The sequence below is a fragment of the Pararhizobium sp. P1_E7 genome (assembly GCF_056405855.1).
On record NZ_JBFUBH010000078.1, the window covers coordinates 1 to 11816 of the forward strand.

Genomic DNA, 11816 nt, shown 5'->3' on the forward strand with positions numbered 1-11816 from the left:
GCCAAATGTCGCTGCCATGCGGCGGGCCAAATGTCGCTGCCATGCGGCGGTGGTGTTGCCTAGAATGGCGTAAACCCATTCCAAACATGAGGTAACGATGTTGGAACACGCCGTATCGCAGAGCCGCAGAACCTTTCTGAGCCGCACGGGCCAGCTCACCACCGCCGCAACGATCGCAGGATTGACCAGTGGCATGAGCCGCCAGGCCGCGGCTCAGACGAGCGATTGTACTCCGGGAAACACGGTGAAGGCGCTGACCGAAAGCCACTACCTGCTCGCCGATGTGCGGCTGGAAGAAGGTTTCGAGCGGGACGGTGAAGTCATCGTCGCCACCCGTACCGCACTCTACACACTGGAAATCAAGGACGGCAAGATCGCCGCGCTGCATGCGGCCGGGGCGGCGCTGCCCGCCGGCCTGCCAGCCTATCAGGCGAACGGCCAGCTGGCGCTGCCCACCATGCGCGACATGCACATCCACCTCGACAAGACCTTTTACGGCGGCCCGTGGCAGGCGCCGCGCCCGCGCCAGGGCAAGACGATCATGGATATGATCGCGTTGGAGGAAAAGCTGCTGCCGCAATTACTGCCGACCTCTCAGCAGCGCGCCGAAGGCCTGATCGCCCTCCTGCAATCCAAGGGCAGCACGATTGCCCGCAGCCATTGCAACATCGATCCGGTCAGCGGGCTCAAGAGTCTTGAACACCTGAAGCTGGCGCTCGAAAAGCATAAAGCCGACTTCGTCTGCGAGATCGTCGCCTTCCCGCAGCACGGCTTGCTGCACTCCAAGGTCGATGGGCTGATGCGCGAAGCCATGCAGATGGGCGTCGATTATGTCGGCGGCCTCGACCCGACCAATGTCGACAGCGCCATGGAAAAGTCGCTCGACGCCATGTTCCAGATCGCGCTCGACACCAACAAGGGTGTGGACATCCATCTGCATGAGACCAGCCCGGCCGGCGTCGCGGCCATCAACTATATGATCGATACGGTCGAGAAGAACCAGGCTCTGCGCGGCAAGGTGACGATCAGCCACGCCTTCGCCTTGACGACGCTTACACCCGAGCAGCTGGAAGAGACTGCTGCACGGCTGGCGGCAAACGACATGACGATCGCCTCGACCGTGCCGATCGGCGGACTGATGATGCCGCTGCCGCAGCTAGCCAAGGCCGGTGTCTTCGTGATGACCGGAACCGACAGTGTCATCGACCATTGGTCGCCCTTCGGCAGCGGCGATATGCTGGAAAAGGCCTATCTCTACGCCCAACTCTATCGCGGCTCGGATGAATTCCACCTGTCGCGTTCGCTCGCCATTGCCACCGGCGGGGTGCTGCCGCTCGACAATGACGGCAACCGCGCCTGGCCAAAGGCTGGCGACGAGGCGGGTTTCACCCTGACGGGTGCAAGTTGCTCGGCGGAAGCGGTTGCCCGCGTATCGGCCCGCAGCGCCACGTTCCACAAGGGGAGCCTGGTGTTCGGCAGCGTCGGCAAGGCTTAACACCTGGGTAGGAGAGCGGTATGTAACGGGTTCGTTTCCCGTTCTCCTATAATCCCGTTGGCCGGCAGGAATCGCCGCTGGCGACTTCGGCAGCGATGGGTGCACCACGCATTTTTGACGGATTGCGCCCTGATATCGAGAACCTGGATGTCGTCTCGCTATGGATGTTGGCGCTGGGAATCGTTCCGGTGCGCATCTTGGTCTTCGTGCGGCGCTATGGTCCTACCCGTCACCATGACGGCGCCCGCCGGGGCGAACCGGAGCGGTCAGCCGTTATCGCTGCATGTTTTTGTCATCCGAACTCCACGGGGACTCATGGCATTTGCGTAGCGGTTGGGGTCGAAGCGCAGATAGATCAGTGCGGCAATCGCCAGGCATGTCAGATGCATCACCCAGCCGGCGGCAAAACCACCGGTCAAGCTGTGAAGCAGCGCCATGGCATAGGGGCCGCCAGCCGCGATCAGAAATCCGCCGCCTTGCATGAGAGCTGTAAGGGCGCCTGCCTGCTCCGGCCTCGGCAAGTGATCGAGCGCGGTTACGATCGCGAGCGCGAAGCTTCCGCCGAGCCCGGCCCCGCAAATCCCCGCCCAGAAGGCAGGCGCGGTGTCAGGAAGATAGGCGAGGCCGAAAAATCCGATAGCCTGCATCACAAGGGTGGCGAAGAGCCAGGGGCGGCGATCGATGCTACGCCTGGCGAGTGCGGGAAGTGCGAGCGCTGATACGGCCTGACACATTGCCATGAACGCGACGAGGCCGCTGCTGTCGGCGCTGCTCCAGCCCAGGGCCTGGTAGTGGGGGGCAAGCCAGGCGACCATCGACGTGTATCCGGCATTGACGAGGCCGAATGCCGCCATCAGTGCCCAAGTCCTCGGGCGCTCCAGGAGATGCCGCGTCATCGCCTTGTCCGGACGCACGGCTTCGACGTCGGAGAGAACGCGCATTGAGATGATCAGCGCGATCACCACCGGCACCGCCAGCCAGGCCAGAGCGGCCCGCCACTCGAAACCCGCATCCACCAGCGCCGGCATCAACCGTGCCCCAAGCGCCCCACCGGCCATGATCGTGCTGGAGTACAGGCCGGTTACGACGGGAACGCTTTTCGGGAAGCGTGCCTTGATGATCCCCGGGAACGCAGCCTGGATGAATGCCACGCCTATTCCACACAATGCCGCCGTTGCGATCAGCGACAGGCCGTCCGGGACGACGAGGCGCAGGGCAGACCCGAGCATCAGCAACGCCAATGCGACGAGCATGCCGCGGCGGGTCCCGGCCCGAACTTGGATACCGGGAGAAATGAATGCCCCAACCCCCATCAACACCATCGGCAGCAGCGTCAGCATCGCGATCCCGCCATAGCTCAGCCCTGTATCGGCGATGATATCCGGCAGGATTGGCCCCGGCGCAGCCAGGAATGGGCGAAGATTGATGCCAATTACTATGACAAGGCCGAGCACGGCCCATTCGCGTTTCGCTCCGGACTTTGATTCATCGGACACTTTTCTAACTCTTGGATTGCGATTGCGCCGGTCACGGTTGCGCTTGCCGCCGAAGGGCTTGCGCGCGTCAAGAAACGCTCTGCTACGATGACCGTGAACCTAGGGACGAGGCCGCCGTACCGCTATCACCGGCTTTCAACATCGGCAAATGAGATGTTTGAATAGGAACTATTGGATTTCACAATGACGGCCGCCATGCTCGAATCATGACGATAACGGTCTCTTCCGGCTCTGCGTCGTATGTCCGGAACAACAGTTCCTGCTTCACAGGGGGCGTTTGCGGGAGGGGGCGAAATCCTACGCTAAGCCATGTCACGAGATCAGTCTCGTTGAAATGAAGTCGTCATTCGCCGCAACGGGAAGACGACGATGATGAGGCGGGCGAGGACGAGGGCCATCCCGATCGTACGAACAGGACCAAATCTCTCTCCCAAAACGATCGCTGCCGATGCAGCCCAGAATATCGGCACGAGCAAGAAAAACGGCGCGACAGTGGCGGCGGGATTATTGGCCCGTCGGCCCGAAGCTGCGATTTAGGCCGAGTCGAAGAGCGTTGTGGGAACACATCGCATCACGGCAATGTTGCATTGAACCCGTTGCCGTCCGGCTTCAAGTCTGCCCAATATCAGGGATGCAAAGTCGAACACAGGTGGTGATTCAAGAGCGATGGGACGAAGTTGGTTGGCAAACTGCCAACCTGCGTCCGAAAGCTACTTTCGGCTCTCTCCTCTATTGGTCCGTCGATCCGGCTTCTATCGATGAARGAGTGCCAACAACGATCAAGGAGATTGTTGCTGCAACGATCACTTCCGTTGGTCCAGTCGCGTTTCGAATTTTCTTCGAGCACAACATGTCCTCGGAGACCATCATCATAACCGCGGCACGCAGGCTTTTCCCGTTGAGGATCATTGAGCGATTGACCCGCTGCTGGCCCGCCGATCTCGCTATCTCCAGAACGACAGCCGATGTGCAGGCCCTCTTCGAACAGCACTGGCACCAGCAAGGGCAGATGGCTCTTGTTTTATCTGCCTTGCCCACTAAGTGGGATTGTCTTGAACGGTTACGGCGGGTCAGGGACTGGAGCAGGCAGGAGTTCCCGCCGGAAGCCCTGCTGTTAATCGCTCCGGCAGTCGACGGCGACGGCCTGCTTCTTGCCAGTAAAGATCGCGAGATTCTTGCCGGCGTTTTGAAAACACTTTCCTCGGCATTTCGTAACGCTGGCGTCGAAGTGAATGTAGTGTAACAGGCTTAGACAACGCGCGCCGACCTGAGCGGGTTCATTTCCTTCGCTCCTTCAACGCCCATCCTCGGCATTGTCGGACGGCCGGACGGCGAGGTCGGCCCAGACGGACCGGGAGATTTCCTCTATAGTTGGGTTTTCGGTTTCGTAGTCCTCCAGCAGTGTTAGAAACGCGCGCTGAGGAGGTTCAAGGTCCTCGGGTTTCCGGAAGCCACTCTCGCATTCCTCGCAATGAGCGTAGAGCGTCAGAGAGGTCAGGTCCTTCTGGAGATAGAGCCGACCCTGATGGTCGCATTGCGGGCAGGTTCCTACAGAGTAAAGCTGTGTCATCAGCAATCACCACTTCCCCCGTCGGCGCCACCGCCATCACCACCGCTGGCATGTGGGGAATAGCCTTCGCCGCTGATGTACGAACCTGCGCCGCCAGCTAAAAGCCTGCGGAGACTTTCCCGACGCGGCCAAATAAACATCAGCAGCGCGAGCAAAGTGAGAAGGAAGACCGCGACGATAACAACCTGCAACAACATTCTACCTCTCCCAGATATCCGGTACGGTCGGCGGTGCTGCAGCGCTGCTCACCCCTGGGCGCAACGAGCACATAGCGGTCGTTCTAATCCCACTCATCTGTGATCATCGCTCCTGTGCTAGAGGCGAGTATAAATGTGTACGGCATACTCTCGTCATTTGCCAAAAGCGGCAAGGACCATCTCCCGTTCTCCCGAGATATCGTAGTCCAACTGGCATCGCCGACCGCGCTATTCAGGCTGCGTTTTCCAGATCAAGCCGGGCATGACGGAAAATGAGGTCGCGGCCGAAATCCGCGCTCATTTCGCTTCAGAGGGTGCCGAGCCGCAGTGCGGGATCGCCGGCGCCGGCGGCAATGGCGCTTTCCCGCACCATTCGGCTAGCGAAAAGGTCATCGCGGAGGGAGATGCAGTGGTCATCGACATCGGCGGCCGCAAACAGGGTTTTCCTCCGGCATCTACCTGCCCGGCCGGTTCGGCATCCGTCTTGAGGATATTGTCATCCTGCGCGAAGACGGCCCGGAAATTCTTTCCAGCCTGCCGCGCGATGCACACTTCGTTCAGATCTGAGCATTAAAAACCTATCTTTGGCGAGAAGACCGGCGAAGTGCCCGGCGCCCTTTCATGGGCGCCGAAACCACCGAATTGATGCAAACTTTGTCATCATCGGCAAAGCGTCGAACAAGCAATGCCCGGTCGCCTTAAAGTCAGAAATCGATGCAGCGGAATTTAGCCGCCCCTCAAAATGCTGACCAGATCCGGCTCCTCCATCTTCGGCATGGCCAAGTTGAGACTGCGCTGGATATGCTGGAGGTGCTCGCGGATAAGATCCGCGCTTGCGTCGGCATCGCGGCGCTCAATGGCGCGAAAGATTTGCTCATGCTCATCGTCCGGGCAGCAGGTATGCAATGTGCTGCCGAAAAGGCCGACAATCAGCGATGTCCGCGTCACCAGTTCGCGCATGACCTTGTGCAACACCGTGTTGCCGGTGACCGTGGCGATCTTGACGTGAAACTCGCCTGACAAACGAATAAGCTCCGTCCGATCGGTTCGGGACTGGGCACTGATTTCCTGCGCGATATGGTCTTTGAGCGTTTTCACCCCGGCCGCGTCAATCTCAAGAGCGACCTGACGGACGAGGCTCGGCTCGAGATGCATGCGGGCTTCGAAAACCTCATTTGCTTCCCGCGGATCTGGGCATGCGACAAACGCACCGCGGTTCGATTGCAGATCGACGATTCCCTGATTTGCAAGCAGCAACAGCGCGCGGCGTACCCGCATCCGCCCCACGCCAAATGTTTTGCACAGGACCGATTCATTCAGCTTGGTCCCGGGAGCCAGTCTCTGTTCCATGACCGCCCTGAATACCCGGTCGATGATCAACTGCTCGTCGGTGCCGTCCGAGAATTCCAGGACCTCATGCTGCTCTGCTGATTGAACTCTGCTCACGTTGAATACCGATTTGTGCTGCGTTTTTGGTTCCGAAGTTTTCTGTAACCGGAAAGGCTTCCGTTTGCAAACACAACCCAAATTTTCGTTGACATTTATTGTTAACAATGTTTCCGTGTACGACACCGGGAGGTCGAAAACGTCCTCTGGTTTTCTGGCGTGGAGGCGCCGGAAACAACATGGGAGGGAAGTGATGAGAAGGCGATCCTTATTGAAGGCGGCCACTGCCGCTCTGATTCTGTCCGCCATCGGCCACGGCACGGCATTTGCCGCCAATACGGTGCTGAAAATCGGTTTCGTAGGCGTCACGAGCGGGCCGGCTGCCGCGTGGGGCATCTCAAATCAGCGCTCGATGGAAACCCGGGCCGACTGGATCAACGAAACCGGCGGCTACAAGATCGGCGACGTCACATATGACATCGAGATCGTCTCGTTTGACGACCAGAAAGATCCCAAGCGGGCAATCGCCGGCATGGAGAAAATGGCGCAGGAGGGCATCCACTACGTGGTTGGTCCGAACGTCGATGACGGAGCTGCGGCTGTGCGTCCGGTGGCCGAAAAGAGCGGGATCATGTATTTCCCCTATGCCTTCCCGAAGGCGCTTTATATGGCTCCGGCTTCAAACGCGATACTCGGGATGATCGCCAACTATCAGTCCGGTCCTGCGATCTACCAATACCTGAAGGATAAGAAGGGTATTAAAACCGTTGCTTTCGTCGCTGCCAATGAATCGGACCCATTGAGCCAGCGAGATGGTGGGATTGCGGCCGCGGAGGCCTTGGGGCTCAAGGTGGTGTCGGCAAACGCGACCTATCAGGTCGACACAACAGACTTCACCCCGGTTCTGACGCCCGTCGTTCAGACGCAGCCCGACCTGCTCGTCCTGTCCGGTGTATCGCCAGCCAATGCCCCCCAACTGATCCGCTCGGCGCGTGAACTCGGCTTCCAGGGCCTCATTTCGACAGAAACCGCCCAGGATGCCCAGGTTCTGAGCGAAGGTGCCGGCGAACTGGCAAACGGCTTCATCTCCGTCGGCGGCGCGTCCACAGCCGAGCTCGCATCCGACACGATGAAGGAATTTGTCGACCGCTATACCAAGAAGTTCGGCGAATATAACGACGAGTCCAATACCAAGGTCTATGCGCTCGAGTACATCCTCGAAACCCTCAAGGCTAATCCGGCCGCGATCGACAATGTCGAGGAATTCAAGAAGACAATTGACACGTTCTCCGCGCCGAACCCCTTCATGAAGGGCGACGCCCAGCTCAGCTATGTCGGCACGACCTCCTTCGGTCAGCGCCGGCAGATTGCCGTGCCGTTGGTCGTCAATGTTTATCAGGACGGCAAGTTCGATACGATGTTCGTCGCCAAAGTCGACTGACGCCGTCTCCTGACAATGACGAACTTCTGTATCGATCGCTCCCAGGCCGCCTGGCCTGGKACATCGAGCCATGAAAGATCTCTCAATGGAACAGATACTCGCAAACGGGGTCTATCTCGGCTCGCAATATGCCATGATTGCGCTTGGGCTGACGCTGATCTTCGCGCTGATGAATGTCTTGAATTTTGCGCACGGGCAAATGTACGTCATTGGCGGGTTTATCACCTACACCTTCTACGGCCAGCTCGGCGTGCCGTTTGTTCTGGCGCTGTTATTGTCCTGCGTCACACTGGCGATACTCGGTGCACTGATAGAAAGATACCTCTTCAACCCGGTTATCAAACGCTCTGCGCGAGACGAAAGCACAATGCTGCTTGCGGCGGGCATCGCCTTTCTTCTGGACGCACTGATCCTGCTGATCTTCGGTGAGAAACAGCATGGGGTTCCGAAAATCATCAATGGCGTTTTCAACCATGAATTTCGCCTGATCGTTCCTTACGATCGCATATTGGTCTGTGTGATGGCGATCCTGTCGATCGCGATCTTCATCTGCTTCATGCAGTTTTCGAAGACCGGCCGGGCATTGCGGGCCCTGGCTCAGGACCGGGTCGCGGCGCAGCTCATGGGCGTCAATGTCGATCGTTATTCCATGATCGGCTTCGCCCTGGGCGCGATGCTGGCAGGACTCGTCGGCGGCTTGCTGGTCACGATCACCGGCGTCAACCTGGGCATGGGCGGCCCGACCTCCGTGAAAGCCTTCATGATGGTGATGATCGGCGGAGCGGGCGTGATTTCAGGGGCAATCGCCGGCGGGTTCATCCTTGGAATGCTGGAAGCCGTGGGGCTCGCCGTTCTCTCGCAATATGGCGATATCACTTATCTGCTGATCTTTGTTTCGCTGATGATTTTCCTCGCCATCCGGCCGCACGGCCTGATGGGAAAACCTTGGGGCTGACATCATGAAAAGCATCTCAACAAAGCAGGTGGTCAGCGTTGCGGTCTTTCTGTTTGCAATCTTCGTTGCGGTTCCGGTCGCCATTTTCGTCACGGGGCGCATTGACTTTTTCTTCACGCTGACCTCGGTCGCGCTCCTGTCGATCGCGAGTGCCGGCGTCTGGCTGACTTTCCATATCGGACGCATCAACATCGGACAGGGTGCCTTTGCCCTGATCGGCGCCTATGTGTCGGCCATTCTTGTGACAAAAGCGGGCATCAACTTTTGGGTGACGCTGCCGCTTGCAGGATTTTTCGCTGCGGGGGTGGCGGTCTTGATCGGCCTGCCAATTCTCAGATTGCGTGGCGTCTATTTTGCCATGATCACGCTGGTCTTGACGGAAGTCGTGCGCCTGACCGCCTTGGCGCTTCCCATCACAAACGGTGCCAAGGGCATTGTCTCAATCCCGCTTCCAATGGAATTGTCGGTGTTCGGGCTGACGATCGTCCCGGATTTCTCGACGCTTACGAATACCAAGCTGGCCTTTTATTATGTCGCCTGTGCGCTGATGACCGTCTGCTTCGGCGCCATGTACCGGCTCGTGAACTCCCGCCTCGGTCATCTTTGCAGGTCGATGCAGCAGAATGAGGAGCTGGCGTCCTCTATCGGTGTCAACATCACCTATATCAGGATCATCATTTTCGCGATTTCGTCCTTCCTGGGCGGCGTCGGTGGCGCGATGTTCGGGGCCATCGCGCAGTCCGTATATCCGTCGAGCTTTCAGGTCGCGGATTCCGTCAACTTCATGCTGAACTGCTTCCTGGGCGGCCTGGGCTACGTCTTCGGGCCAATGCTGGGAACCCTGGTCCTCTATTTCGGATGGGACCTGCTGTTTGAACTCGGAAGGTACCAGATGCTGGTCTATTCCAGCATCATGATCCTGTTGATGCGGTTCCTGCCGAACGGCCTCCTCAGCCTGAGCCTGCCGAAGCGACGAAGCGCTAAAAGCGCAGCCGCGACGTTCAATTCCGCTCAGGAAGAAAGGAGCCGTTGAATGGCTGCGCTCATTGAAGTCAGGAACGTCACGAAGAAATACGGCGGTCTGGTCGCAAACAACGCGGTCTCCTTCGACGTCGCGGAGCGGGAAATCCTGTCCGTCATCGGCCCCAACGGAGCCGGCAAGTCGACATTGTTCAAGATGATCGCATCGTTCGTGCCGACAACGTCCGGCGAGGTACTGTTTCGTGGCGAACGGATTTCCAACCTGAGGCCGCATGTCGTCGCTCGGAAAGGTGTGGTGCGGACCTTCCAGGAAACCACGATCTTCAAGAGCATGACCGCGCGCGAAAGCGTGATCGTTTCACAGCACCTCCGTTCGAGGGCTTCTCTGGCTGGTTATTTCTGGGGCACGAAGGCCGCACGCGAAGATGTTGCGGACTTTGGAAAACGGGCCGATGAGATCCTAGAGTTTCTCGGCCTCGGCGCTGTTCGAAACGAACTGGCGTCGAACCTGCCGCAGGGGCATCTGAGATCGCTCGGTATCGCCGTCGGATTGGCGACCGATCCCGCCGTCTTGCTACTCGACGAGCCCTTCGCTGGCATGAACCACGATGAAACGATGCGAATGGTCGATCTGGTGCGAAATGTACGCGATCGCGGCGTTACGATCTTGCTGGTCGAGCACGACATGCCCGCCGTCATGTCGATATCCGACCGGATCGTCGTCCTGAATTTCGGTCAAAAGATCGCCGAAGGGACGCCGGCGGAAATCCAGAGCAATGTGAAAGTTATCGAGGCCTATCTGGGTAGCGCCGACGATGAGATCGGGATTTGAACGATGACCGAAATGCTCAACTTCAAAGATGTGGAACTCTATTACGATCATGTCTACGCGTTGAAAGGCGTGTCCATTCATGTCGATCAGGGTGAGACGGTGGCGCTGATCGGCGCCAATGGGGCCGGAAAAAGCTCGATCCTGCGGGCGATCACGGGGCTTGCCAAGATCAAGTCCGGCTCCGTTCATTTCATGGGCTCGCGCATAGATACGCTGTCGGCATCCGATATCGTTGCCAGAGGCATCGCCATGGTGCCGGAAGGTCGCCGCGTTTTTCCATTCATGACGGTGAAGGACAATCTCTTGATGGGCGCCTTCATCCGTACCGACAAGGCAGGCATCCGAAATACGCTCGATAGCGTGCTCGAACGGTTTCCCCGCCTGAAGGAACGCTACACCCAGCCCGCTGGGACACTGTCCGGCGGCGAGCAGCAGATGATGGTCATCGGCCGTGCGCTGATGACCAAGCCGAAACTCCTGCTTCTGGACGAGCCCTCTCTCGGGATAGCACCAAAACTGGTGCAGGACATTGCGCGCTCGATCGTCGCCATCAATCGCGATGAGGGCGTTTCGGTCTTGCTCGTGGAACAAAACTCCCGCATGGCGCTCAGCATCTCGAACCGGACCTATGCAATGACAACCGGCAAGGTCGTTATTTCTGGAAATTCAAAAGAATTGCTGCATGACGATCGGATCAGAGCGGCCTATCTCGGTGGCGAAATCGTGGGAGCTGTATAGTGAAAATTCTGGTCATAAATCCCAACACCACTGCGTCCATGACGTCGAAAATCAACGACGCTGCGGTTCGCGTGGCCCGCCCGGGCACTCAGATCATCGCCGCCAATTCGCAATCCGGGCCACGGAGCATCCAGGGCTTTCTCGACGTCGCACTGTGCATGGCCGGATTGCTGGCGGAGGCCGCCCGGCATAACGATGTCGATGCGGTCGTCGTGGCGTGTTTCGATGATACCGGCGTCGATGCATTGCGCGCRCTTTTGGACGTCCCGGTTGTCGGGATCGGCGAGGCTGCCTATCACGCCGCGAGCATGATCAGCAACAAATTCACCGTCATCACGACGTTGGCGCGTTCGGTGCCCGGGCTCGAGGCAAATCTGTCCCGATATGGCCTGGCGGCGCGCTGTGCGCGGGTGCGGGCAACGGATATTCCTGTTCTCAAGCTTGAAGAACGGGACCCGAAAACCCTGGCTCGCATTCGAGACGAAATCCGGATGGCGATTGACCAGGACATGGCCGAGGCGATCGTTCTTGGTTGCGCCGGCATGGCTGATCTCATGGATGAGCTATCCGCTGAGTTCGGCCTTCCGGTTGTCGATGGCATAGCCTGCGCAGTCGCCATGGCCGAGGCCTTGGTATCGGCGGGGCTGAAGACCTCGAAAATAGGCGCCTACTCCTTTGACAAGGACATCCATGCGGGCGCTCAACAGGCAGCTGCGGTGTAGCAA

At 58.7% G+C, this 11816-nt stretch carries 13 protein-coding genes; 9 read left to right on the top strand and 4 right to left on the bottom strand.

Annotation, left to right across the window (positions count from 1 at the left end; genetic code table 11):
• Window positions 1-97: 97 nt before the first annotated feature.
• Complete coding sequence (locus AC1D17_RS25525; protein WP_477568081.1) at window positions 98-1495, top strand: amidohydrolase family protein; 1398 nt, start codon at window positions 98-100, stop codon at window positions 1493-1495.
• A gap of 266 nt (window positions 1496-1761) precedes the next feature.
• On the opposite strand, the gene AC1D17_RS25530 is transcribed toward AC1D17_RS25525, so the two are convergent.
• Complete coding sequence (locus AC1D17_RS25530; RefSeq protein WP_477568082.1) at window positions 1762-2991, bottom strand: cyanate transporter; 1230 nt, start codon at window positions 2989-2991, stop codon at window positions 1762-1764.
• A gap of 652 nt (window positions 2992-3643) precedes the next feature.
• Here AC1D17_RS25530 and AC1D17_RS25535 point away from each other — a divergent pair.
• Complete coding sequence (locus tag AC1D17_RS25535; protein WP_477568083.1) at window positions 3644-4234, top strand: hypothetical protein; 591 nt, start codon at window positions 3644-3646, stop codon at window positions 4232-4234.
• A 51-nt stretch (window positions 4235-4285) separates the two neighbouring features.
• On the opposite strand, the gene AC1D17_RS25540 is transcribed toward AC1D17_RS25535, so the two are convergent.
• Window positions 4286-4561: a hypothetical protein gene (locus AC1D17_RS25540; RefSeq protein WP_477568084.1), complete on the bottom strand. Its 276-nt coding sequence runs from the start codon at window positions 4559-4561 to the stop codon at window positions 4286-4288.
• Complete coding sequence (locus AC1D17_RS25545; RefSeq protein WP_477568085.1) at window positions 4561-4758, bottom strand: hypothetical protein; 198 nt, start codon at window positions 4756-4758, stop codon at window positions 4561-4563. Before AC1D17_RS25545 ends, AC1D17_RS25540 begins: the two co-directional genes overlap by 1 nt.
• Window positions 4759-5008: 250 nt before the next feature.
• On the opposite strand from AC1D17_RS25545, the gene AC1D17_RS25550 reads away from it, so the two are divergent.
• On the top strand, window positions 5009-5332 hold the full coding sequence (locus AC1D17_RS25550) for a M24 family metallopeptidase (RefSeq protein WP_477568093.1): 324 nt from the start codon (window positions 5009-5011) through the stop codon (window positions 5330-5332).
• Between the two features lie 152 nt (window positions 5333-5484).
• Here AC1D17_RS25550 and AC1D17_RS25555 read toward each other — a convergent pair whose 3' ends face one another.
• On the bottom strand, window positions 5485-6204 hold the full coding sequence (locus tag AC1D17_RS25555) for a GntR family transcriptional regulator (RefSeq protein ID WP_477568086.1): 720 nt from the start codon (window positions 6202-6204) through the stop codon (window positions 5485-5487).
• Window positions 6205-6394: 190 nt separating this feature from the next.
• Between AC1D17_RS25555 and AC1D17_RS25560 the strand changes: the two genes are divergently transcribed.
• From AC1D17_RS25560 to AC1D17_RS25585, 6 genes are all read left to right on the top strand, one after another.
• On the top strand, window positions 6395-7585 hold the full coding sequence (locus AC1D17_RS25560) for an ABC transporter substrate-binding protein (RefSeq protein ID WP_477568087.1): 1191 nt from the start codon (window positions 6395-6397) through the stop codon (window positions 7583-7585).
• An 85-nt stretch (window positions 7586-7670) separates the two neighbouring features.
• On the top strand, window positions 7671-8540 hold the full coding sequence (locus AC1D17_RS25565) for a branched-chain amino acid ABC transporter permease (protein WP_477568088.1): 870 nt from the start codon (window positions 7671-7673) through the stop codon (window positions 8538-8540).
• A 4-nt stretch (window positions 8541-8544) separates the two neighbouring features.
• A complete protein-coding gene (locus tag AC1D17_RS25570) occupies window positions 8545-9573 on the top strand; it encodes a branched-chain amino acid ABC transporter permease (protein WP_477568089.1) in 1029 nt (342 codons plus the stop codon).
• A complete protein-coding gene (locus AC1D17_RS25575) occupies window positions 9574-10353 on the top strand; it encodes an ABC transporter ATP-binding protein (RefSeq protein ID WP_477568090.1) in 780 nt (259 codons plus the stop codon). It abuts the gene before it with no gap.
• Window positions 10354-10356: 3 nt separating this feature from the next.
• Window positions 10357-11091 (top strand): ABC transporter ATP-binding protein, encoded by a 735-nt coding sequence (locus AC1D17_RS25580; RefSeq protein WP_477568091.1) that lies wholly within the window; start codon window positions 10357-10359, stop codon window positions 11089-11091.
• Window positions 11091-11813, top strand: a complete 723-nt coding sequence (locus AC1D17_RS25585) for an aspartate/glutamate racemase family protein (protein WP_477568092.1) — start codon at window positions 11091-11093, stop codon at window positions 11811-11813. The genes AC1D17_RS25580 and AC1D17_RS25585 overlap by 1 nt, the downstream gene beginning before the upstream one ends.
• Window positions 11814-11816: the final 3 nt, after the last annotated feature.